The organism is Streptomyces sp. NBC_01497, assembly GCF_036250695.1.
Classification (GTDB): Bacteria; Actinomycetota; Actinomycetes; order Streptomycetales; family Streptomycetaceae; genus Streptomyces.
Genome location: NZ_CP109427.1, coordinates 5,059,086 through 5,083,194 on the forward strand (window position 1 = coordinate 5,059,086; position 24,109 = coordinate 5,083,194).

General features: G+C 73.2%; 15 protein-coding genes. 8 read left to right on the forward strand and 7 right to left on the reverse strand.

Annotated features, from left to right (window positions below):
- Positions 1-9: 9 nt before the first annotated feature.
- Entirely contained in the window at positions 10-1,614 is a 1,605-nt protein-coding gene (locus OG310_RS21390; protein WP_443078705.1) for an MFS transporter, read from the reverse strand.
- A 763-nt stretch (positions 1,615-2,377) separates the two neighbouring features.
- On the opposite strand from OG310_RS21390, the gene OG310_RS21395 reads away from it, so the two are divergent.
- Together OG310_RS21395 and OG310_RS21400 are read left to right on the forward strand one after the other, a co-directional pair.
- Complete coding sequence (locus OG310_RS21395) at positions 2,378-3,166, forward strand: ABC transporter ATP-binding protein (protein WP_329457480.1); 789 nt, start codon at positions 2,378-2,380, stop codon at positions 3,164-3,166.
- A complete protein-coding gene (locus tag OG310_RS21400; RefSeq protein WP_329457481.1) occupies positions 3,163-5,742 on the forward strand; it encodes an ABC transporter permease in 2,580 nt (859 codons plus the stop codon). Before OG310_RS21395 ends, OG310_RS21400 begins: the two co-directional genes overlap by 4 nt.
- Before the next feature lie 282 nt (positions 5,743-6,024).
- Here the strand turns inward: OG310_RS21400 and OG310_RS21405 are convergent, their stop codons facing one another.
- Positions 6,025-7,017, reverse strand: a complete 993-nt coding sequence (locus OG310_RS21405) for a nucleotidyl transferase AbiEii/AbiGii toxin family protein (RefSeq protein ID WP_329457482.1) — start codon at positions 7,015-7,017, stop codon at positions 6,025-6,027.
- Entirely contained in the window at positions 7,014-7,646 is a 633-nt protein-coding gene (locus OG310_RS21410; protein WP_329457483.1) for a hypothetical protein, read from the reverse strand. The genes OG310_RS21405 and OG310_RS21410 overlap by 4 nt, the downstream gene beginning before the upstream one ends.
- Positions 7,647-7,877: 231 nt before the next feature.
- Here OG310_RS21410 and mfd point away from each other — a divergent pair, with 231 nt between their 5' ends.
- Together mfd and OG310_RS21420 are read left to right on the forward strand one after the other, a co-directional pair.
- Positions 7,878-11,432 (forward strand): transcription-repair coupling factor, encoded by a 3,555-nt coding sequence (mfd, locus tag OG310_RS21415; RefSeq protein WP_329457484.1) that lies wholly within the window; start codon positions 7,878-7,880, stop codon positions 11,430-11,432.
- Between the two features lie 225 nt (positions 11,433-11,657).
- Positions 11,658-12,473 carry an HNH endonuclease family protein gene (locus OG310_RS21420; protein WP_329457485.1) on the forward strand — a complete coding sequence of 272 codons (816 nt, stop codon included), beginning with the start codon at positions 11,658-11,660 and terminating at the stop codon, positions 12,471-12,473.
- Positions 12,474-12,527: 54 nt separating this feature from the next.
- On the opposite strand, the gene OG310_RS21425 is transcribed toward OG310_RS21420, so the two are convergent.
- Together OG310_RS21425 and OG310_RS21430 are read right to left on the reverse strand one after the other, a co-directional pair.
- A complete protein-coding gene (locus OG310_RS21425; RefSeq protein ID WP_329457486.1) occupies positions 12,528-13,055 on the reverse strand; it encodes a hypothetical protein in 528 nt (175 codons plus the stop codon).
- A gap of 325 nt (positions 13,056-13,380) precedes the next feature.
- Positions 13,381-14,358 (reverse strand): DUF4352 domain-containing protein, encoded by a 978-nt coding sequence (locus tag OG310_RS21430; RefSeq protein ID WP_329457487.1) that lies wholly within the window; start codon positions 14,356-14,358, stop codon positions 13,381-13,383.
- 181 nt (positions 14,359-14,539) lie between these two features.
- Here OG310_RS21430 and OG310_RS21435 point away from each other — a divergent pair, with 181 nt between their 5' ends.
- The 3 genes from OG310_RS21435 to OG310_RS21445 all read left to right on the forward strand — a co-directional run bounded on the left by OG310_RS21435 (position 14,540) and on the right by OG310_RS21445 (position 19,219).
- Positions 14,540-16,765 (forward strand): N-6 DNA methylase, encoded by a 2,226-nt coding sequence (locus OG310_RS21435; protein ID WP_329457488.1) that lies wholly within the window; start codon positions 14,540-14,542, stop codon positions 16,763-16,765.
- 190 nt (positions 16,766-16,955) lie between these two features.
- The gene (locus tag OG310_RS21440; RefSeq protein ID WP_329457489.1) at positions 16,956-17,681 is read left to right on the forward strand and encodes a hypothetical protein; all 726 of its coding nucleotides are present in this window, start codon (positions 16,956-16,958) and stop codon (positions 17,679-17,681) included.
- Entirely contained in the window at positions 17,678-19,219 is a 1,542-nt protein-coding gene (locus tag OG310_RS21445) for a serine/threonine-protein kinase (RefSeq protein ID WP_329457490.1), read from the forward strand. The genes OG310_RS21440 and OG310_RS21445 overlap by 4 nt, the downstream gene beginning before the upstream one ends.
- 92 nt (positions 19,220-19,311) lie before the next feature.
- Here OG310_RS21445 and OG310_RS21450 read toward each other — a convergent pair whose 3' ends face one another.
- Both OG310_RS21450 and OG310_RS21455 read right to left on the reverse strand, forming a co-directional pair.
- Positions 19,312-20,232 carry a class I SAM-dependent methyltransferase gene (locus OG310_RS21450; protein ID WP_329457491.1) on the reverse strand — a complete coding sequence of 307 codons (921 nt, stop codon included), beginning with the start codon at positions 20,230-20,232 and terminating at the stop codon, positions 19,312-19,314.
- Positions 20,233-20,241: 9 nt separating this feature from the next.
- Positions 20,242-22,923, reverse strand: a complete 2,682-nt coding sequence (locus OG310_RS21455; RefSeq protein ID WP_329457492.1) for a YfhO family protein — start codon at positions 22,921-22,923, stop codon at positions 20,242-20,244.
- A 123-nt stretch (positions 22,924-23,046) separates the two neighbouring features.
- On the opposite strand from OG310_RS21455, the gene OG310_RS21460 reads away from it, so the two are divergent.
- Complete coding sequence (locus OG310_RS21460) at positions 23,047-24,093, forward strand: glycosyltransferase family 2 protein (RefSeq protein ID WP_329457493.1); 1,047 nt, start codon at positions 23,047-23,049, stop codon at positions 24,091-24,093.
- Positions 24,094-24,109: the final 16 nt, after the last annotated feature.

Consider the following 24,109-nt stretch of genomic DNA (forward strand, 5'->3'; position numbering starts at 1 on the left):
CGGGTGAGGTCAGGCGCCGCCGCTCTCGTCGTCGGCGAGGACGGCGGACCGGCGGGGCGCGACGAAGACCATGACGAGCAGCGACGCGGCGGCGGCGCACGCGGCGAACAGGAACACGTGCCCGGTGGCCGCGTCCACGGCCCGCCGCAGGTAGTCGGCGCCGGCGGCGGTCAGGTGTCCGGGGTCGTCGAGGGCCTGCGAGACGGAGTTGAGGTCGGTGGGCAGGCCGGGTGCCGGCGCGTGCGCGAGCCGGGACGTGAGCACGCTGTTGGCGATCGCGCCGAGGAACGCGGCGCCGACGCTCTGCCCGATCTGCCGGCAGAAGAGGATCGACGCCGTCGCCGTGCCGCGTTCGGCCCAGCTGACGGACGACTGGACGCTGATGATCTGCGGCAGTTGGAACAGGCCGAGGCCGCTGCCGAGCAGCAGCAGGACGAGGACGGGCTGCCAGGGCGAGCCGGGGAACGGCAGGAACGGGAACATCAGCAGCGCGGCCAGTGCCATGGACATGCCGATCAGGCCGCTGCCTCGGAACCCGACGCGCGTGTAGACGCGGCTGGACAGGGCGCCCGCTATGGGCCACGCGAGGCTCATCGAGGACAGGACGAAGCCGGCCGCTATCGGGCCGAGTCCGAGCACCGACTGCGCGTACGTGGGCACGAACACCGTCGGCGTGACCATCAGCAGGCCGAGCGCGCCGAGCGCGAGGTTGACGGAGACGATCGAGCGCCGCCGCCAGACCCATCCCGGGATGATCGGTTCCGCCGCGCGCCGTTCGATCGCGATCGTCGCGCCCGCGAGGGCGAGGGAACCGCCGAAGAAGCCGAGACTCGGCGCGGACAGCCACGGCCAGGCGACGCCGCCCTGCACGAGCGCGGCGAGCAGCAGGCTTCCGGTGGCGAAGATGCCGACGGCGCCCGCCCAGTCGATACGGGCGAGGGCGCGGCCCGGGTGCGTGGTGCGCGCGACGGACGGCTCGTGCAGGTGCCGGACGATGAGGGCGAGGGCCAGGACGCCGATCGGCAGGTTGACGAGGAAGATCCAGCGCCAGTCCACGTAACCGGCGAACAGGCCGCCGACGGTGGGGCCCGCGACGGACGAGGTCGCCCAGACCGTCGACAGTTTGGCCTGGATCTTGGGCCGGTCCTTGAGCGAGTACACGTCGGCGGCGACCGTCTGCACGGTGCCCGTGAGCGCGCCGCCGCCGAGGCCCTGGATCACGCGGAACGCGATGAGGGACGGCATGTTCCAGGCGGTGGCGCACAGCAGGGAGCCGAGCAGGAACAGGGCGATGCCCGCGAGGAGGACAGGCTTGCGGCCGAAGGTGTCGGACAGCTTGCCGTAGACGGGGAGGGTGACGGTGACCGCGAGCAGGTAGCCGGAGAACAGCCAGGAGAAGAGCGGGAATCCGCCGAGGTCGCCGACGATCTGCGGAACGGCGGTGGAGACGATGGTGCTGTCGAGTGCGGCGAGCGCCGTCGACACCATCAGCGCGGCGACGAGCCAGCCACGGCCCTTGGGGGTGGGGACGGCTCCGCCCCGGTCACGGGCGGTCACGGCACGCGCCGCGCGAGCGGGGCCGCCGCCCGGGGCCGTCGCGGGGGTGGATCCCACGGCGGACCCGATGCCGGAGGCGCTGCCTGAACCGCCCCCGGCCGCCGGGCCGTTCCCGCGTGCGGATCCGGCCCCGGAAGCGTTTCCGTTCCTGTTCCCGGTCCTTGCCCCGGCCCCGGCCCCGGCTCCGCCTCCGGTCGCTGAACGGTTCGCGCGCCGTGCGGGTTCGTCGGTGTCGGTCTCGGTGTCGTCGTCGCGGGCTGGGTCGGTCTCCCCGTTCACCGGTGGTGTTCCCCTCGTAGGCCATGCCGCCGTGCGCGGCGCTGTGCCGTCGCTCGTACGACGGCGTGTGCCCCGCCGACCGTGCCGTGCCGCGGTCAGCGGCCGTCGCGGGCGTCCCGCTGCTGCCCGTACGCGGCTGCCGTGCCCGACTTCCGGCGCGGCGCCCGTCACCCGAGGGCGGTGTGGTGCCGCCCCTCAGCCTCTCACCCCCCGCTCACCTGCGGGAGAGCGCCTCCCTCCACCTCAGGGCTCAACCTGCGGGTGGACTCCCCCTAGGGGGCCCTCCTCACTGATACCCAGGGCCCGTTCGTCCCGCTGGAGGAGGTGGGGACGCGGGGGTGGTCCTTAGCTTGTTCTTAAGGGTCCGACCGTACGGGCCCGGTGCCCGCCGCTCCTGCGCGCGGCGGGCCGGGGGCGGGGGCCCCAGCGCCGGGGGTGGGGAAAACCCCAGCACAAGACTGCGCTGGGCACCAGCGCGCCGGGGCCCCCGTGAACGGAAGACTTGCGTCAGCCGAAGCACCACCGACATAGGAGACATACCGTGACCACTGCTGTCAGCACACCCAGGCACGGGGGTACTGGAGGGCGTACGGCAGTCGCGGCGCGAGCGCGACAGGTCGTCAAGGCGTACGGGGCGGGGGAGACCCGCGTCGTCGCGCTCGACCACGTCGATGTGGACATCGCGAAGGGGCAGTTCACCGCGATCATGGGGCCCTCGGGGTCCGGCAAGTCGACGCTGATGCACTGCCTCGCGGGCCTGGACACGGTGACGTCGGGGGAGATCTTCCTGGACGACACGGAGATCACCCGGCTCAAGGACAAGCACCTCACGCAGTTGCGCAGGGACCGGATCGGCTTCATCTTCCAGGCGTTCAACCTGCTGCCGACGCTGAACGCGATCGAGAACATCACGCTGCCGATGGACATCGCGGGTCGCCGGCCCGACCAGGATTGGCTGCGGCGGGTGGTGGAGACGGTGGGCCTCGGCGACCGCCTCAAGCACCGGCCGACGCAGTTGTCCGGCGGACAGCAGCAACGCGTCGCGGTGGCCCGGGCCCTGGCGGCCCGGCCCGAGATCATCTTCGGTGACGAGCCGACGGGCAACCTCGACTCGCGGGCGGGCGCAGAGGTCCTGGGCTTCCTGCGCACGTCCGTCGACGAGCTGGGCCAGACCATCGTGATGGTGACGCACGACCCGGTGGCCGCCTCCTACGCGGACCGGGTGGTGTATCTCGCGGACGGCAGGATCGTCGACGAGATGTACCGGCCGACGGCCGACTCGGTGCTCGACCGGATGAAGCACTTCGAGGCGCGGGGGCGTACGTCGTGACCATCTTCAAGACCTCCCTGCGCAACTTCCTCGCGCACAAGGGCCGGATGGCTCTGTCGGCGATCGCGGTCCTGCTGTCGGTGGCGTTCGTCTCGGGCACGCTCGTGTTCACCGACACGATGGACACCACCTTCGACAAGCTCTTCGCGGTGACGGCGTCGGACGTGACCGTCGCTCCGAAGACCCCCGGGGCCGGGTCGGGCGGGTCCACCGGGAAGCCGGACTCGCTGCCGGCCGCGACCATGGCGCGGATAGCGAAGGTGCCGGGCGTGCGCTCCGTCGAGGGCGGCGTGTCCAGCCAGTCCGTCACCGTCGTCGACGGGCGCGACAAGAACGTCGGCGCGACGAGCGGCGCCCCGACCATCGCGGGCAACTGGACCTCGGGCGACGCGAAGTCGATGGACGTGACCTCGGGCCACCGGCCCACGCGCGCCGGCGAGGTGATGGTCGACGCGGACACCGCGAAGAAGCACCACCTGCGCATCGGCGACACCCTGCGGACCATCACCGGCTCCGGTGACTTCACGGCGCGGATCTCCGGCGTCGCCACCTTCAAGGTGACCAACCCGGGCGCGACCGTCCTCTACTACGACACCGCCACGGCGCAGCGCGAACTCCTCGGCGCGACAGGCCGGTTCACCGCCTTCAACGTGAACGCCGCACAGGGCGTGCCCGACACGCAGGTCAAGCGGGACGTCGAGAAGGCGCTCGCCGGCACCGGCTCGTACACGATCCGGACGCAGAAGGAGTCCGCCGACGCGAACAAGAAGGACATCGGCTCCTTCCTCGACGTGATCAAGTACGCGATGCTCGGGTTCGCCGGGATCGCGTTCCTCGTCGGGATCTTCCTGATCGTCAACACCTTCTCGATGCTGGTCGCCCAGCGCACCCGGGAGATCGGGCTCATGCGGGCGCTGGGCTCCAGCCGCAAGCAGATCAACCGCTCGGTACTGACGGAGGCGGTGCTGCTCGGCGTCGTCGGGTCGGTGACGGGTGTCGCGGCGGGCGTCGGGCTCGCGGTGGCGCTGATGAAGGTGATGGGCGCGGCGGGCATGGACCTGTCCACGCAGGACCTGACCGTCACCTGGCGCACCCCGGTGGTGGGGCTCGCGCTCGGCATCGTGGTCACCGTCGTCGCCGCGTACATCCCGGCGCGGCGCGGCGGGAAGATCTCGCCGATGGCGGCGCTGCGGGACGCGGGCACCCCCGCCGACGGCCGCGCGGGGCGCATCCGCGGCGGCGTCGGTCTGCTGCTGACGCTCGGCGGCGGTCTCGCGCTGTATGCCGCGACGCAGCAGGGCAAGGCCGGCGAGGCGTCGCCGCTGCTCGGCCTCGGTGTCGTCGCGACGCTCATCGGGTTCGTCGTCATCGGGCCGCTGCTGGCGGGCGGAGTGGTGCGGGCGATCAGCGCGGTCGTGCTGCGGCTGTTCGGACCGGTGGGACGGTTGGCGGAGCGCAACGCCCTGCGCAACCCGCGCCGTACGGGAGCGACCGGCGCGGCGCTGATGATCGGCCTCGCGCTCGTGGCGTGCCTGTCGGTGGTGGGCTCCTCGATGGTCGCCTCCGCGACGGACGAGGTGGACCGCACGGTGGGCGCGGACTTCATCATCCAGTCGCAGACGGGCCAGCCGATCGTGCGGCAGGCGCAGGCCGCGCTCCAGCGGACGCCCGGCCTGGACCACGTCACCCGGTACAAGGACATGGACGCGACGCTCACCACGCCGGACGGGTCGGTGCAAAAGCACGCGCCGCTCGTCGCCGCGGACCCGTCGTACGCATCGGACCTGCGCCGCGACACCACCGAGGGCAGCCTGTCCGCCGCGTACGGCGCGAACGCCATGTCGGTGGGTGCGACGTACGCGAAGGCCCACCACGTGCGGGCCGGGGACACGATGACCGTCGCGTTCACGGGCGGCAGGACCGCGCATCTGAAGGTCGCCGCGGTCACCTCCGACAAGGGCGTCATCGACACGGGCGTGATGTACACGAACATCACGACGGCCGAGCGGTACCTGCCGGCCGACCGCATGCCGGAGAGCCAGATCATGTTCGCCGCGGCGAAGGACGGCCGGGAGAAGCAGGCGTACACGGCGCTCAAGGACGCGATGGCGCCGTACCCGCAGTACTCCGTGCAGGACCAGACCGACTACAAGAAGTCGCTCCAGGACCAGATCGGCCAACTGCTCGACCTGGTCTACGGGCTGCTGGCACTGGCGATCGTCGTCGCGGTGCTGGGCGTCGTGAACACGCTGGCCCTCTCGGTGGTGGAGCGGACCCGCGAGATCGGCCTCATGCGTGCCATCGGCCTCTCGCGGCGCCAGCTGCGCCGCATGATCCGGCTGGAGTCCGTGGTGATCGCCCTGTTCGGCGCACTGATCGGCCTCGGACTCGGGATGGGGTGGGGCACGGCGGCACAGAAACTGCTGGCACTCGAAGGGCTGGGCGTGCTGAGCATCCCGTGGCCCACGATCATCGGGGTCTTCGTGGCCTCGGCCTTCGTCGGCCTGCTGGCGGCCCTCTTCCCGGCGTTCCGGGCGGGACGGATGAACGTCCTGAACGCGATCGCCAGCGAATAGCCCCGCCCCGGGCCGCCCCGCGCGGGCGGCCCGGCACGGGAACCGGCGCCGCCCGACCAGCGGCGCCGGGACACGGGGGGACGTCCGGCCCCGGCACCCGCCCTTCACGGCGGCGGGCCGGGGCCGGACGCGCGGGGGCGCTTCGACGCGGGCGGCGAAGCACAGCGGATCCGTCTCCGCTCGTCCGGGCCGGGGCGCGTGGTCGTCGCGGGGCGTCCGCCGGCCGGCGTCGGCGGGGAGCGGGTGGTGCGACCGGGCCGATGGTCGCCGGCGGTGGGGCGCTCACTGCTCCGGATCGTCGGCGAAGGTCGGCGCCAGCCCCCTCGTCAGGCGCGCGGAGAACTCTGCCTCACGCCCCGCGAACTGCGGGTATTCGGCGGCGAAGTGATGCCATTCCACATAACGCAGAGCCTCGTGCAGATCCGTGCCGAGCAGGTCTTCCCGCCCGGGCGCGGCCTGTTCTCCGCCCAGCCGGAAGACCTCCTGCAGCAGGGAGTTCGGCAGGGCGTGGCGTTCCGCCAGCAGAGCGGCATCGTAGAGGTCCTTGCCCTGCGCGTGCACGTCGTTGACCAGCCACATCACCTTCCAGGCCAGGGACAGCGCGGGGGTGGCCCCGTACAGGTGCCCGCCGGAGGGCAGCTCGATCAGCAGCGGCGGATCGGGCAACGACTCGCCGAAGACGAAGTCCAGTTGTACCCAGCCTCCCGGCGTGTCCGGCGCCGACCAGGGCAGCATCATGCGCCGTCCCGGTACCCGCTCGTAGGTCCAGATGTCCTCGCACACGGCAAGGGACGCGTCGAGGCGTACCCCGTCCGTCCGCTCGGCGGCCTGAGCCTGGGCGGCCTCGGCGACACCCGCGAACAGTGCCGAGGTCCGCTCCTCATCGATGTGCCACGACTCGGGAACCACCACGAAGTCCAGATCACCGGGCTCTCGTGCCTGCTCGCCGAACCACAGGGCAAGCAGCTCGCTGCCGCGCAGGACCAGCGACTCGGCCCATGCGGAGGCAGCCACCCCGTCGCGCACGGCGCACAGCGCTCCCGACCGGGCGCTCTGCCACGCCCGGGTCGCCTCGGGGGAGGGGAAGAGTGGATCTGCGGACCGGAAGGCGTTGGGGAACTGCTTGAGCGCCGGATCGAACACGAGTTCCTGCACGGCTTCTGCGTCCAGTACGCGCAGCAGTGTCCGGGGCACCTCGTCGGGAAGGGAGCTCAGTGCGTTGCCCTGTACGTCGCGGGGGACGACGCCCTCCGCCGCGTCACGTTCCGTGTTCATGTGGACACCAACCATCCTTCGTCGAGTTCCGGACCGGTGTCCACCAGGACGTACTCCCGCTCCACGTCGAGCACCTCGTACCTCCCGAGGTCCGACAGCAGCGCGTGCAGGAGCCGCTCGGCGTGCGGGGCACCGACCCCGTGGCAGCGCTGTGTGACGAAGCGCTCTTCCCGGCCGTCGGGCCGCCGCCTCCGCGCGTTGCACGAGACATGCGCCCCGTGCCGTACGGCCAGGGCCACCAGAGCGTCCCGGTCATACGCCGGATCGAGCAGCAGCTTCACATGGTGCTCGAAGTGCCGCCCGGCGTCCGCGCGACCGGGTATGCGGGCGTCGCCCCGAGGCACCTCGGCAGCCCACGGCGCGCACTCGACCTTGATCCGTGCCACCGCGAATCCGTCGTGGGCGAGCGCGTCCGCTATCTGCCGCACGGCCGAGACCTCCTCCGGACAGGTGGGCCGGCTTCCGCGCAGCGTCAGCATCGGCTGCGAGGCCGTGCGCCCCCGGGCCAGTGCGATGTGGGTGAACTTCACTCCGGCCCGGGCCGCCGCCCAGCGCTCCAGCCTGCGCAACTCGTCCCCCTCGCACAGCACCGTGATGTGGCTCTCGTACACCGGGACAGGATGCACCATCCAGTGTCGAATGAATGTTTGTTTTTGCCGCCGGCGCACGCGGGACCACCGCCGCCCCGTGCCCGCACCCGGCGGACGGAGCCCCCGCCCCGCACCCCCACGACGCCCCCCGCACCACCCCCCGAGCGGCGCCCGCGCACGGACGGGAAGCGCCGTCGTACTCTGGAGCCCCCGGCCCGTGACACGTGTCGGGCCCTTCGCGTTGCCCCCGGACCCGGACGGAAGACCTTCATGAGCCTGCACGGTCTGCTCGATGCCGTTGTGCGCGATCCCGCGCTCGCCCAGGCGGTGAAGGCCGCGGCCGACGGGCGCCGCCCCCATGTCGACCTCGTGGGCCCGCCCGCCGCGCGGCCCTTCGCCGTGGCCGCGCTGGCCCGTGAGGCGAAGCGGACCGTGCTGGCCGTGACGGCGACCGGGCGGGAGGCCGAGGACCTGGCCGCCGCGCTCAGGTCGCTCGTCGACGAGGACACCGTCGTCGAGTTCCCGTCCTGGGAGACCCTGCCGCACGAGCGCCTCTCGCCCCGCTCCGACACCGTGGGCCGCCGGCTCGCCGTGCTGCGCCGGCTCGCGCACCCCGCCGCCGACGACCCGGCGACCGGTCCCGTCTCCATCGTCGTGGCGCCCGTACGGTCCGTACTCCAGCCGCAGGTCAAGGGGCTCGGGGACCTGGAACCCGTGGCGCTGCGCACCGGGCAGAGCATGGATCTGGGCGAGGTGACCGAGGCGCTGGCCGCCGCCGCGTACTCCCGGGTGGAGCTGGTCGAGAGGCGTGGCGAGTTCGCCGTGCGCGGCGGGATCCTGGATGTCTTCCCGCCGACCGAGGAGCACCCGCTGCGGGTGGAGTTCTGGGGCGACGACGTCGAGGAGATCCGTTACTTCAAGGTCGCCGACCAGCGGTCGCTGGAGGTGGCGGAACACGGTCTGTGGGCGCCGCCCTGCCGCGAGCTGCTGCTGACCGCGCAGGTCAGGGAGCGGGCCGCCGTCCTCGCCGAGGCCCACCCCGAGCTCGGTGAACTCCTCGGCAAGATCGCCGAGGGCATCGCCGTCGAGGGCATGGAGTCCCTGGCACCGGTTCTCGTGGACGACATGGAGCTGCTGCTCGACGTCCTTCCCGCCGGGGCCATGACCGTCGTCTGCGACCCCGAGCGGGTACGGACCCGGGCCGCGGACCTCGTCGCGACCAGCCAGGAGTTCCTGCAGGCGTCCTGGGCGGCCACGGCAGGCGGCGGGGAGGCCCCCATCGACGTGGACGCGGCCTCCCTGTGGTCGATCGCCGACGTGCGCGACCGCGCACGCGCGCTGGGCATGATGTGGTGGTCCGTGTCGCCCTTCGCCCTGGACATCCCGGGCGAGGAGGGTGAGGGCGACGACACGCTCGCCCTCGGGATGCACGCCCCGGAGACGTACCGCGGCGACACGGCCCGCGCGCTCGCCGACACCAAGGGCTGGCTCGCCGCGGGCTGGCGCACGGTCTACGTCACCGAGGGGCACGGCACCGCCTCCCGCACGGTGGAGGTGCTGGGAGGCGAGGGCATCGCCGCACGCCTCGACAGCCCCGACCGGGGCGGCCTCACCGAGATCACTCCGTCCGTCGTGCACGTGGCGTGCGGCTCGATCGACTACGGCTTCGTCGACCCGGACCTCAAACTGGCCGTCCTCACCGAGACCGACCTGTCCGGGCAGAAGGCCGCGGGCAAGGACGGCGTGCGGATGCCGACGCGCCGCCGCAAGACCATCGACCCGCTGACCCTGGAGGCCGGCGACTACATCGTGCACGAGCAGCACGGTGTCGGCCGGTACGTGGAGATGGTGCAGCGCACCGTGCAGGGCGCCACCCGCGAGTACCTGCTCGTCGAGTACGCGCCCGCCAAGCGCGGCCAGCCCGGCGACCGGCTGTACATCCCCACCGACCAGCTGGAGCAGGTCACCAAGTACGTCGGCGGCGAGGCGCCCACCCTGCACCGGCTCGGCGGCGCCGACTGGACGAAGACGAAGGCGCGCGCGAAGAAGGCCGTCAAGGAGATCGCCGCCGACCTGATCAAGCTGTACTCGGCGCGGATGGCGGCGCCGGGCCACGCGTTCGGCCAGGACACGCCCTGGCAGCGGGAGCTGGAGGACGCCTTCCCGTACGTGGAGACGCCCGACCAGCTCTCCACCATCGCCGAGGTCAAGGACGACATGGAGAAGACGGTCCCCATGGACCGGCTGGTCTGCGGCGACGTCGGCTACGGCAAGACGGAGATCGCGGTGCGCGCCGCGTTCAAGGCCGTCCAGGACGGCAAGCAGGTCGCCGTCCTCGTCCCGACGACCCTCCTCGTCCAGCAGCACTTCGCGACCTTCAGCGAGCGGTACGGGCAGTTCCCCGTGTCCGTGAAGGCCCTGTCGCGCTTCCAGTCCGACACGGAGGCCAAGGCCACGCTGCAAGGGCTGCGCGAGGGCGCCGTGGACATCGTCATCGGCACGCACCGGCTGTTCTCGTCCGAGACGAAGTTCAAGGACCTGGGCCTCGTCATCGTGGACGAGGAGCAGCGCTTCGGCGTCGAGCACAAGGAGCAGCTGAAGAAGCTGCGCGCCAACGTCGACGTGCTGACGATGTCCGCGACTCCCATCCCCCGCACGTTGGAGATGGCCGTCACCGGCATCCGCGAGATGTCCACCATCACCACCCCGCCCGAGGAGCGGCACCCGGTCCTGACCTTCGTCGGCCCGTACGAGCAGAAGCAGATCGGCGCCGCCATCCGGCGCGAACTGCTGCGTGAGGGCCAGGTCTTCTACATCCACAACCGGGTCGAGTCCATCGACCGGGCGGCGGCGAAGCTCCGTGAGATCGTGCCCGAGGCGCGGATCGCGACGGCGCACGGCCAGATGTCCGAACAGGCCCTGGAACAGGTCGTGGTGGACTTCTGGGAGAAGAAGTTCGACGTGCTGGTGTCCACCACGATCGTCGAGTCCGGCATCGACATCGCCAACGCCAACACCCTGATCGTCGAGCGCGGCGACAACTTCGGCCTCTCGCAACTGCACCAGCTGCGCGGGCGGGTGGGCCGCAGCAGGGAGCGCGGCTACGCCTACTTCCTGTACCCGCCGGAGAAGCCCCTCACGGAGACCGCGCACGAACGCCTCGCGACCATCGCCCAGCACACGGAGATGGGCGCGGGCATGTACGTCGCCATGAAGGACCTGGAGATCCGCGGCGCGGGCAACCTCCTCGGCGGGGAGCAGTCCGGGCACATCGCGGGCGTCGGTTTCGACCTGTACGTACGGATGGTCGGCGAGGCCGTCGCCGACTACCGGGCGGCTGTCGACGGCGGCGTCGAGGAGGTGGCGCCGCTGGAGGTCAAGATCGAGCTGCCGGTCGACGCGCACGTCCCGCACGAGTACGCGCCCGGCGAACGGCTGCGTCTGCAGGCCTACCGGGCGATCGCGTCCGCGTCCTCCGAGGACGACATCCGTGCGGTGCGCGAGGAACTGACCGACCGCTACGGCCCGTTGCCGGAGCCGGTGGAGAACCTGCTGCTGGTCGCGGGCCTGCGGATGCTGGCCCGCGCCTGCGGTGTCGGCGAGATCGTCCTCCAGGGCGCCAACATCCGTTTCGGTCCCGTGGAGTTGCGCGAGTCGCAGGAGCTGCGGCTGAAGCGGCTGCACCCGCGCACGGTCATCAAGGCGCCCGCCAAGCAGATCCTCGTGCCGCGCCCGACGGCCGGCAAGATCGGCGGGAAGCCCGTGGTCGGGCGTGAACTGCTGTCGTGGACGGGCGAGTTCCTGACGACGATCCTGGGTTCCTGAACCCCGCGCCCGCCCGGCTCGCCGCACCCACCGCGCCCCCGCGCGGGCGGGGGCGCCCGGGCGGGGGCAGGCACTCCCGGGGGTGCCGAGGGCGCCGCGGGCGGGTGTTCGGGTGCCGTGACGTGCGAGTGTTCGGGTGCGGTGACGGGCGGCCCAGCGGGTAACCGTCACCTGGGGCGGCCGGACGGATCGCCCGTACAGGGACGCGATCGGGTGGAGGGGCGGATGACGTCACGTCGAAGCGGGCGCGGCACGCGGGGCGCGGGGGTGGTGACGCTGGTGGCTGCGGCGCTGCTGTTCGCCGGGTGCAGGGCACAACTCCAGGGCGGCGGTGCGCCGTCGCCGGGCGGCGACCCCTCCACGGCCACCGGCGCCGCGGCGGCCGGCGGCGGGGAGCGGGGCGGTGACTTCGGGGTCAGCCCGCTCACCAACACCGACGGTACGAAGCGGGGCCTCGCCCCCCTCACCTCGGCCGGCGACCGCAAGGCCGGCCTCGCCGTCATCGACAAGGTCGCCACCAAGGGACGCGGCCCCAAGACCGGTTACGACCGCGACGAGTTCGGCTATGCCTGGATGGACTCGGCGAGCGGCGTGCCGGACGCGCACAACGGGTGCGATACCCGCGACGACGTCCTGAAGCGCGACGGTGACGACGTGAAGTACCGTTCCGGCTCCGACTGCGTCCTGTCCTCGATGACGCTGCACGACCCGTACACCGGCAAGACCATCGACTGGCGCAAGACCAAGGCGACGGTCGTGCAGATCGACCACGTCATGCCGTTGTCGTACGACTGGCAGATGGGCGCCGCGCACTGGACGAAGGCCAAGCGCGAGCAGATCGCCAACGACCCGCTCAATCTCATCCCGGTGGACGGCTCCATGAACGAGTCGAAGAGCGACTCCGGCCCCGCGTCCTGGCTGCCTCCGAACACATCGATCCGTTGCTCGTACGCGGTCCGTTTCGCGCAGGTCTCGCTCAAGTACGAGCTGCCCGTGACGACGGCCGACAAGAGCGCGATGGCCCGCCAGTGCGGGGGCTGAGCGCGGCGACGCCAGGCGCCGCGCACGGCCCGTCGGGCGCGGGACGCCTGAGCCTCAGGGTGTGCTGATGTCGAGCACCGCCGTGCCGCGCGCCGCTCGGCGGACCGTCACGTCGATCGTCGTGCCGTTCGTCAGGATGCGGCCGTGGCCGCCCGGGCCGGTCAGCGACATGGCGGTCCGCGACCCGTTGGCCGATTCGGTCAGCAGGACCGTGGAGCCGCTGACGGACGCGTGCAGGACGCGGTGCCCGACGCGGATCGCGGCCGGGGCGTCCACCAGGACCTGGCAACCGCCGTCCGCGCACGCCGCGTAGTTCCGTCCGTCGCGGGCGTCCGTCGCGGGCGGGGTACCCGGCTCCTTCGGCGCGGAGGTGGGGGGCACGGGCGGAGCCGAGGCGGGCGCGCCGCCGGTGGGAGGCGCCGTCGGGCCGGGGGGCTTCGGATCGTCGGAGGGACGGGACGCGGGGTGCGCCGTACAGCCTGTCAGGGCCGCCGCCGCGAGGAGGGCGCCCGCGGCGCTCACCGCAAGGACGCTCACGCGCGCGGGTCGTACGGGCATCGCGGGCCGTGCTGACGTCGCCATGGCCGGGACGCTAGCGGGGGCGGAGGGCTCCGAGCCCGCGCGTCGGCGGTTCTTCGCCCGGACGAGTGGGGTGAGCGCCCGGTGTTGCCGGGCGCCCCCGTGCCCCCACGACCCCGTGACCTTGGCACCCCGCCACCCCACCACCCCGCCACCCCGTCACCCAGGCGCCCCGCGCCCTTGGCACCCCGTCACCCAGGCACTCCCACCGCGTCTCCCCACCCCGTCGTCCCACCGCATGGCCCCGAACGCGGGACACCCCGCTGGGACCGCCCCCCCGAAGCGGTCCCACCGGGGTGCTGCCGGGCGGCCTGGCCGCCCGGCGGGTTCAGAACGTCAGGTCCCACTGCGTCTCGTTGTACGAGAGGCCGGGGGAGAACTGCACCGTGAGGTCCTTCGCGTCGCCCGGGGCGTCGAAGGCGAACACCGCGGTGGCCTTGTGGCCGGGCAGGACCTGGCCGCTGAATCCCTCGCCGACGCTGTTGTCGAAGATCTCGGTGGCCTCGCGGCCGTCCGCGCCGGCCCGGGCCGCGACCGTGGTGAGCGTCGCGTCGTACTTCTTCTTGCCCTTGTTGTCGATCGTGACCGTCACCTTGTACGCGTGGTTGCCCGCCTTGTGGCCGATGGCGTACGCGTCGGGGGTATAGGGCTGTGCCGCGCCGATCGTGACGTTCAGGTCGTCGTCGTAGACGGCGGTGTCGCCCGGGGCGAGCGGCTTGTCCTTGGAGCCGACGCCCGCCTTCCCGCTGTCGGTGTCGCCGCCCTTCGCCGTGCCCGCGCTCCCGCCGGTGCCCGGGTGGGGCTTCGCCGAGGCCGAACTGCCGGACGTGGCCTGGTCGATCTGGTCCACCGCGTCGCCCACCGCCTTGAAGGTGATGACCGCGCCGATCACCGCCACGATCATCGCGATCAGGCCGAGCAGGGCGCCGATCGTCGCGACGCGCTTGTTGGTGGCGTCGCCGCGCTTGGCCCTGCCCCGGCCGGCGAGCCCCAGGATCAGGCCGATCAGGCCGAGCAGTCCCGCCAGCCAGAAGAGGATGGGGACGATTCCGCTGAGGGCACCCACGATTCCGAGGATCAGGGCGGTGGTCCCGAGCCCGTTGCGGGCCTGCTGCGCCCGGTGGGGGCCCTGCGCCTGCGGGTCCGGCGGGAACGGGGTTCCCGGGCCGGGGACCTGGGTGCGGCCATGTCCGGCCGGCGCCCGCCGTGCCGCGTGGCCCTCCGGACCCCAGGGGTCCTGCCCGCCGAGCCCGTCGGGTCCGTACGGCTGCTGAGGATTCTGCGGGTCCTGCGTGTTGTGGGACATGGGTCCCCCCCTTTTCTCCGGGACTGACGAGGTCCCCTGTAGCGATGGGTCAATGACAACAGAAGCTGTGAACCGAGTCAACACGAAAAATGATGCGAGTTGAGCTTTCGACTGTGAATGGCCCCCGCTAGATCGGCGCCTGTATGCTCAGCGCCACACCGGACGCATCAGGAGGCAGCCCGTGCCGGAGAACGCGACAGAGGTGACGGCCGCCGGGATCGCCCGGCTCGCCGGGGTCGGACGCGCCGCCGTCAGCAATTGGCGCCGCCGGCACGCCGACTTCCCGCTGCCCGTGGGCGGCACCGAGACGAGCCCCTCGTTCGCCCTCTCCGACGTCGAGCAATGGCTGCGCGCCCAGGGCAAGCTCGCCGCGGTACCGCCCCGCGAACGCGTCTGGCAGGAACTGGCCGGCGACCCGGCGGGTGCCGCCGCCGCGCTCGTGCGGGTCGGCTGCGTGCTGGTGCTCGTACGGGAGAAGCCGCAGGACTGGCGGAAGCTCGCCGAGGGCGACGACGACGACCTCGCGCGCGGCCTGCCGGGCGCGCTGGACGCCGTCCTCGCCGGGCGCCTCGCAGCCGGGTCCGCCGCGCCCGGCCGGTCCGTCGTGCACACCCCGTCGGCCCGTCAACTACGGCCAAGCATCGCCCTGTTGAGGGGTGCCGCGGAACTCGCCGGTGAACTCGGCGCCACGGAGGCCTTCGAGTTCCTGCTCGGCCGCTACCTGGACGCCAACCCCCGGCAGTACACACTCACCCCCGCCGACACCGCGTCCCTGATGGCCGCGCTCGCCGGCGTCCGCACCGACGCGCCCGCAGGCGCCCCGGCCGCCGGTTCCGGCGATGCCCCGGACGACGGAGCCGCCGGCGGCGTCACCGTCCTCGACCCCGCGTCCGGCACGGGCTCGCTGCTGTGCGCCGTCACCCGCCCCGGCGCGCTCCTCGCCCAGGAGTCCGCGCCGGAACTCGCCGCGCTCACCGCGCTCCGGCTTGTCCTGCGCACCGATCCCGGCGCCACGCGCGTCGAGGTCGCCGCCGGGGACACCCTCAGGGACGACGCGTTCGGGCGTCTCGCCGCCGACGCCGTGCTGTGCCACCCGCCGTTCAACGAACGCAACTGGGGCCACGACGAACTCGCCTACGACCCGCGCTGGGAGTACGGCTTCCCGGCCCGCACCGAATCCGAACTCGCCTGGGTCCAGCACGCCCTCGCCCGGCTGCGCCCCGGCGGCACCGCCGTCCTGCTGATGCCGCCCGCCGCCGCCTCCCGCCGCTCCGGCCGCCGGGTACGGGCCGACCTGCTGCGCCGGGGGGCGCTGCGCGCGGTCGTCGCCCTGCCGGCCGGGGCCGCGCCGCCCTACGGCGTCCCCCTGCACCTGTGGGTGCTGCGCCGCCCCGACGCCACGGGGACCTCGCCCGAACTCCTCCTCGTCGACACCGCACGCGCGGCCGAGGACCCCGGCGGCCGGGACGAGCACACCTACCCCCGGGGCCTCAACGGCCCCCAGGGCGCCTCCGGTCACCCCGGGTACGGCGCGGGCCGGGGCGGCCGCGACGACCTCGGCCGGGCCGCGGTCCACGCCACCGCCCTGGACTCCTGGCGCGCCTTCGACCGCGACGGCACCCTCGCCGGGCGCCCCGGCGTCAGCCGCTCGATGCCCGTCATCGACCTGCTCGACGACGACGTCGACCTGGCCCCGGCCCGCCACCTGCCGCCCCCCGCCGCACCCGGCGGCGCCGCCGAACTCGGCGAACTGCGCGAGAGGGTGGCCGAGGCCCTGCGCCGGACGGTCGAGCTCACCCCGGCCCCCGCCGAGGGCCCGGACGGGCCGCCGGGCGCCCCGGCCCGCCGTACGTCCACCACCGTCGGCGAACTCGCCCGCACCGGCGCGCTGGAACTGCGCTCGGGCGGTGCGGGCACCGGTCCCGCGGGACCCGTCCGCGTCCTGACCGAAGGGGACGTCCTCAGCGGCGGCGCCCCCTCCGGTGCCCTGCCGGAGGGGCCCGGTGAGGAACCCGTCCTCGTGCGCGCGGGTGACGTGGTCGTCCCCGTCCTCGGCGGCGGTTCCGTCGCACGCGTCGTGGACGACGCCTGCGCGGGCGCCGCACTCGGCCGCAACCTCCAACTGCTGCGCCCCGACCCGGCCGCACTCGACCCCTGGTTCCTCGCCGGTTTCCTGCGCGGCACCGCCAACAACCGGCAGGCCAGCAGCTACGCGTCCACCGCGACCCGGCTCGACGTACGCCGTCTCCAACTGCCCCGCCTACCGCTGGTGGACCAGCGCCGGTACGGCGAACGCTTCCGTGCCCTGGCCGCGTTCGAGGACGAACTGCGCGGCGCTGCCCGGCTCGGGGACCAGCTCGTACGGGCGCTGTACGACGGCCTGACCGACGGTTCGCTGACGGTGTGACAGGGCGCGGGGCCCGGCCGCGCGGGACCTGTGGGGCACCCGGGACGCGGGGGAGTGTGACGGGGCCGACAGTGCGCTTCGCGCGGTCCCGTACAACCCCGGGGCGGTTGTCCGTGTCGGTGTATACGCTCAGCTCGTGTCCCACGCGTTCCCGCCCCCGTCCCCGTCGTCCGACGTCCGAGGAGCCCCGATGTACGGTGCCGTGCAGCCGCCCCCGGCCCGGACGCGCGCCGCTCGCGCGGGGGTTGTCGCGGTGCGCGTCCTGCTGACGGCGTGCGCGCCGCTCACGATCGGGCTGCTGGCGTGCGCCCCGCTGTTCAGGATCGCGGTGCTGCGCCGCCGGTGGTGGGACTGGACCCTCGCCTGGGCCGCGTTCCCGGTGGCGTGCGGGCTGTTCTCCGTGGTCGGCACCTTGCCGGAGGACGCGGTCGGGACGAACGTCTCGATGTGCTCGCTGCTGCTCATCGGGGTGGCCTCCGCCGTCTACTTCCTGGTGTTCGACCTGCGCCGCGACCAGCGTCCGAAGGTGGCAGGACCGGGGGCCTACGGACCGGTGCCGGGGTACGGCTACCCCCCGTACACGACGGCGCCCATGACCCCGGGGTCGCCCGTGCCCCACGGCGCCCCGTACGCGCCGCCGCCCGGGGCCCCGGCTTTCGGGCCGCCGTCCTTCCCGTCCGCACCGCGGCCGGCGCCCCCGACGGCGCCGCCGCCCCACGGCTTCGGGAGCCCCCTCGCCCCCGCCGGAGCGCGCGGGGCCGTCCCCGGACCCGCGCACACGCCCCGCATCGACCAGGTGCGCGCCGAACTCGACGAGCTCAGCGACCTGCTCCGCAAGGACAGCGGCAAGGACCGGGGTACGGACCGGGGACCGGATCAGGGCCTGGGCGAGGGCAAGGACCAGGGCCTCCGGTGAACGGCCGTGTCATCGCGGCCCGTTACGAACTGTCCACCCTCATCGGGCAGGGCGGCATGGGCCAGGTGTGGACGGCGTACGACCAGCGGCTCGACCGCCGGGTCGCCGTGAAACTGCTGCGCCCCGACCTGATGGCGGGCGCCTCCGCGGCCGAGGACCTGCGCCGCCGCTTCGTGCGCGAGTGCCGGGTCACCGCGCAGGTCGACCACCCGGGCCTGGTCACCGTGCACGACGCGGGCGGCGACGGGGACGACCTCTACCTCGTCATGCAGTACGTCGAGGGCTCCGACCTCGCCGACCACCTCGCCGAACACGAGCCGTACCCCTGGCGGTGGGCCGTCTCCGTCGCCGCGCAGCTGTGCGGTGTACTGGCCGCCGTGCACGCGGTGCCGATCGTCCACCGGGACCTCAAGCCGCGCAACGTGATGGTGAAGCCGGACGGCACGGTGACCGTCCTCGACCTCGGTGTCGCGTCCGTCGTCGACGCCGACACCACCCGGCTCACCCACACCGGATCGCCCATCGGCAGCCCCGCGTACATGGCGCCTGAACAGGCGATGGGGGGCGCGGTCGGGCCGGCCACCGACCTGTACGCGCTCGGCATCCTGCTGCACGAACTCCTGGGCGGCGAGACGCCGTTCGCCGGCACGACCGTCCTGGGCGTGCTGCACCGCCACCTGTACGAGGCGCCCAGGCCGCTGCGCAGCCTGCGGCCCGAGCTGCCGGAGAGCCTGGAGTCGCTGGTACTGCGGCTGCTCGCGAAGGACCCGCGGCACCGGCCGCCCGGCGCGCAGGCCGTCTACGAGCAGTTGGTGCCGCTGCTGCCGGCACCGGGCGGCCGGCCGGCCGGACCGCTCGACCCGGCGCGTCCTTTCCTGCGCCCGTACGCGCCCTGGCCGGACCGCGCGGCGGCGCCGCCCGCCCCGGCCGTACCGCCGCAGGCGCCCGGCCCCGGGGACGGCGGGCGGATCGACGTCGCGGCGGCCGTCGACGAGGTCAAGCGGCTGCTCGGCGAGGGCGGCATCACCCAGGCCGTGGACCTCCTCGGCTCGATCCTGCCCGCGGCGGCGGCCGAGCACGGCGAGGCGTCGCCCGTCGTGCGCATCCTGCGCAAGCAGTACGCGGCGACGCTGATGGACGACGGCCAGTACCGCAGGGCGCTGCCCGAGCTGCGGCGCCTCGCCGCCGACCGCACGGCGCAGGCGGGCCCCGCCGACCCGGTGGCGCTGCGTTTCCGGCAGGACGTGGCCCGCTGCCTGGAGGAGCTGGGCGAGTCCGCCGCCGCGCTCACCGAGTACCGCGCCCTCCTGCCGTACTACGAGGGTGGCGGCGAGGCGCCGGGCGAGGGACGGGACGCCGCCTTCGAGGTGCGCCACCGGGTGGGCCAGCTGCTGCTGGCCCTCGGCGACGGGCCGTCGGCGCGGGCGCAGCTGAGCGCGCTGCAGTACGACGTGATCCGCGCGTACGGCGCGTACCACCCGCTGGCGGTGGAGGCGGGGCGTTCACTGGACCGTCTCGGGCGGCTCGACCCGCGCTGACCCGCACCGGCCTCGCGGCGGCCGGGTGCGGGCTGCCGCCCCCTGCACCGGCCCCGCCGCCCGCCCACACCTGCCGCTCCGCGCCCCCGGCGTCAGTCCCGTACGCGCAGGAAGGCCGAGGTCGACACCGCGCCGAGGAGTTCGAAGCGGGTGCCGCGCTGGGCCAGGTGTGCGTCGGTGGCGGTCTTGACGTGCCGCCACCGGTCGTCGCCGTAGTCGTCGACCACGACGACCCCGCCGGGCGCGGCGATCTTCTCCGCCCATTCCAGGTCGGCGCGCACCCCTTCGGCGGAGTGGTCGCCGTCCACGACGATGACGCCGTACTCGCGGTCCGAGACCTGGGCGCGTACGTCCTCGTCGCCGGAGAAGCCCTGGACGATCCTGGCCTCCGTGCCGGGCGCCCCGCCGAAGGCGAGGTTGGCGCGGACGATGTCCATGCGCACGGGCGTGCCGGTCGGGTCGGCGCCCTCGGGCGTGCCGGGCTGGAGCTGGCTGCCGGCCAGCGGGTCGACGATCGTCATGCGGGCCTCGATGCCCGCGCGGTGCAGCATCCGCAGCAGGGACGCCGAGAACAGGCCGTAGAGGGTGCCTATTTCGAGGACGTCGCGGTGTTCCTGCGGGGCGAGCAGGGGTGTCGCGGCGAGCTTGCCGCAGATGTTCTGGGTGGAGCCGGCGAGGCGGCCGACAGCGAGCATCTCCAGCGCGATCACATTGCGGTAGGCGGTCACGACGTTGCGCCGGGCGGTGCCCTTGGGCACTCCCGTCACGCGTGCGACCTGGCTGACCAACGTGTCGAGCTGGGCGGGCGTCGGGGTGCGGGGACCGCTGCGGGCCGTTCCGTCGACGAGCAGCGCGAGACCGTCGCGCTCCCCGCGCAGGGCCGCCACCTCCTTCCTCAGGGCTTCTATCTCGGGGCGCAGTCCCTTCATGTGGCGAGCCACACGACGGTCGACCAGTTCGGCGGCGGGTCGCACGACGCGCCGCGTGAGGGGATTCTTCGTGAGAGCGAACACGAGCGGAACCTAACTCAGCTGTTCATCCCTGCGAACCAAGCGCGGATGGTGGGTGGATGAAGGCTTGGAGGCCCGCAGACGGCGGGAGAACGACGCGATGGCCACGAGCACGAGAACAGCGGCGGAACCAGCTGTTCCACCTGCGACGAGTCCCGGCGGCCGGAACGAGCAGTCGACCGAGTCGCCGCCGTGCAGCTCCACCGCCACGAGCCCCAGATAGGAGTCGGCGGGCCGGCCGTCGCAGCTCCAGCCCGCGATGCGCGGGGCGGAGAGGACCGCGTAACCGCTCGACCCCTCGGGCAGCCGTGCGTGCACGCCGCTGTCGCCGACCTGTACGGACACGGCGGCCGTCTTCTTCAGGCCGGTGACGGCGGCGGCGAGCCGGCCGCGGTCGAGGCAGCCCACACTCCAGGACTTCGGGCCCACCGGCCTGCCCGCCTTGGTGCGGAAGGTGATTCGTTCACCGGGCGCCCGTACGGTGCCCAGCGAGACGACCGCGGCGCGGAACTTCGGCAGCGCGCCGTGCAGCTCGACGGCGGGGCCGGAGCCGAGCCGCGCCGTGCCCCAGTAGTCGGGGGCCGACAGGTACGCCTCGCGGCCCACCGGGCAGACGTGGTCGGCGGGCACCGTGTAGACGTCGGTGCCGAGCAGCGCCTCCTGGTTGCGGAAGGGGGAGCCGCCGTAGCGGGGCCCCCCGGTCGCCGGGTCGTCGGCCGTCCCGGTCGCGAGAGCGGCGGGCAGCTTGCCCGGCCGCACGGTCACCAGCGGCGGGACGCTCTCGCGGACCGTCACCGGGGCGTGCCCCGGGTCGGTGCGCAGCCGCGCCCCGACGGAGAAGATCGCGTCCGTCACCGGGTTGTCGAGGCTCTGCACGACCCGTCCGCCCGAGGTCCAGCCGGCGCCGAGGGCCCGCATGGTCGTCGTGTACGTGTCGGACGTCATGCTGCTGTAGTAGCCCGCGCCCTCGCCGCCGATGAGCAGCGGATCGTCCGAACTGATCTGGGTGCGCCCCGGGTCGGTGCGGTACACGGGCCAGCCGTCGGCCTTCGCGACGGCGGCCGCACGCGCGCTCTGGTCGGCCCCCCAGGTCGGGTACGCCTCGAACTTCATGAGCTTCGCGTGGTCGCCGTAGGCCATGGCCGCGGTGGACTGCCCGAGCAGGCTCCCGAGCACCAGGAGCGCCCCGAGCGCCGGCAGCCACCGGCCGGGGGACCGGCCCCGGGAAGGCCCCGGGACGCCGGTGCCGTGCTCGTGGCCGTCGAGGAGTCCCGCGCGGGCCCACGGCCCGCCGCCGGCGCGTGCGAGCAGCAGCAGGCCCCCGGCGGTGCCGGCCACGGCGAGGACGAACAGCGCCAGCGCGGGCTTGTTCGTGAGGGAGCTGGAGGCGGCGCCCAGCCAGAGCGCGGCGAGCACCGCCGTCCCGTACAGCACGGGCCGGATGCCCGGCCCGCCGCGTGACAGCGCGGCCCAGGCCGCCACCACGACCACCCCGGCGAGCACGAACGTCTCCCGGTAGGGGCTGCCGTTGGGTATCGCGAAGGCGTGCCAGGCGAGGCTGGTGGGGCGCCACTGCAGGGACACCGCGACGGCGAGGACCAGGCCGACCCAGCCGGCGCGTTCGCGCGCGGGCACGGCCCGGTCGAAGGCGAGGCCGCCGACGAGCAGCAGGGCGCCCGCGCCGATGAAGACGGCGGGCGAGAGGAAGCTGTAGGTGCCCGGCAGCGCCCGGGCGAACACGTCGGTCCACGGCGACGGCGAGAAGACGGCCGTCGAGCCGGGGAACGCGTGCTTGGTGCCCAGGTACACCGGCAGCAGCACCGGTGCGGAGAGCGCCACGCCCAGCACCACTCGCCACGCGGCCCGTACGAGGGCCCGTACGCGCTCGCGGCCGGTTGTGTCCTGGTCGAGCAGCAGTCGCAGGATGAGGACGAGGGCAGCGCCGATGGTCGCCATGTACGCGGTGTAGAAGTTGGCGATCCACGCGAGGGCCACGATCAGCGGCCCGACGACGGGGCGCCGGGCGGTGCGCGCCCACTCGCCGACCAGGCACAGCAGCGGGAAGGCGATCAGGCCGTCGAGCCACATCGGGTTGTACGAGGCCTCGATGACGGACCAGCCGCAGAGCGCGTAGGTGGCGCCGAGCAACGCGGCGGCCCACCAGGGCGCTCCTGCCGCGGTGGTCCCCGGACCCGCCCACGTGGGCGCTGAAGGTCTCATTCCGGTTGCGACTTCGGGCTTCGTTCGGTGACGCAACGCCACCAAGTCACCCGTACGGGTGAAATCACGGGTCAGCCGGGGCAGGACGGCCGCCATGGCCGCGGCTGCCGCCACCATCTTCAGCACGGTGATCACGTACACCGCGAGATCGATGCGGTCACGCGGGAAAACGCCCACGAGCAGCGCGAACGGACTCGTGAGGTACGTGCCGAGGTCCGGCAGCGACGCGGCGCCGAAGCCGGACTGCCAGTTGAGCAGCAGCCCGCCGTGGGCCTTTCCGTGGAGCAGGTCCCACAGGTGCGCGTGGAAGGGTACGAACTGAGCACCGAGATCGTTGATCCCGCGGGCGTGCCTGCCGAACGGGTATTGGCGGGCCGCGGCGTCGCCGGCGCACACGGCGACCGCGGTGATCAGGGCGGCGAGAGCCGCCGGGCGACCGCGCACGAGGCCGCGTACGGATTCCAGGGTGGGCATAGTGATCGAATATGCCAGCCCCGCGGTGAGACACGGCAGTTGGCGGCGTTCGTTCATGAGTCAGCTGTGAGATATTCATGTTTACCTTCCGCCGTGGACATGCCCTTCGGGTGTTGTTTCCCTGTGCTGATCTCGATAGTTGTCCCGTGTTTCAACGAAGCGGAGATCATCGAACGCTTCCACGCCCATGTGACCAGGGAACTCGTCACGTTGACCCAGGACCTCGGCCACGAATTCGAACTCGTCTACGTGGACGACGGGAGCCGGGACGCGACGCTCGCCCTGCTGGAGGCCGGTGCGAAAGCGGATCCGCGCGCGCGGTACGTCTCCTTCAGCCGCAACTTCGGCAAGGAGGCCGCGATGCTCGCCGGCCTCCAGCACGCCGCCGGGGACGCCGTGGTCATCATGGACGCCGACCTGCAGCACCCGCCAGAGCTGGTCCGCCGCATGCTGGAACTGCACGCGCAGGGCTACGACCAAGTCATCGCGAAGCGCACCCGCAAGGGCGACCGGGTCACGAGGACCGTGATGGCCCGCGCCTACTACTGGACGATCAACCGCTTGGTCGACGTCGAACTCGTCGACGGAGTAGGGGACTTCAGGCTGCTTTCCCGCCGCACCGTGGACGCGGTACTGCGGCTCTCGGAGAACAACCGCTTCTCCAAGGGGATATTCGCCTGGGTCGGCTTCCGCACCGCGACCTTCGCGTACGAGAACGCCGTGCGCGAGCAGGGCCGCTCGAAATGGAGCTTCGGCAAACTCCTCAACTACGGCCTCGACGGGCTCATATCCTTCAACAACAAGCCCCTGCGCGCCGCGCTGTACCTCGGTTTCCTGCTGCTCTCGCTCGCGATGCTGTACGCCGCGTGGATCGTCGTGACGACCCTCGTCAACGGTGTCGGCACCCCCGGTTACGCGACGCTGCTCGTCGCCATCACCGCGCTCTCCGGCGTCCAGATGGTGATGATCGGAGTGGTGGGCGAGTACGTGGGCCGCATCTACTACGAGGTCAAGCGCAGGCCGCACTACCTCGTCGCGGCGACCGACGAGGACTTGCGCACCGACGGTGCCCGGGCCGGGCAGGCCAGGACCGACGGCACGGTGCCCGACCCCGCGGCCGGGACCGCCGGCGGCACGACGCCCGGCAGGGGAGAGCTGGTCCGCGGATGACCCTCCCGACGCCGGC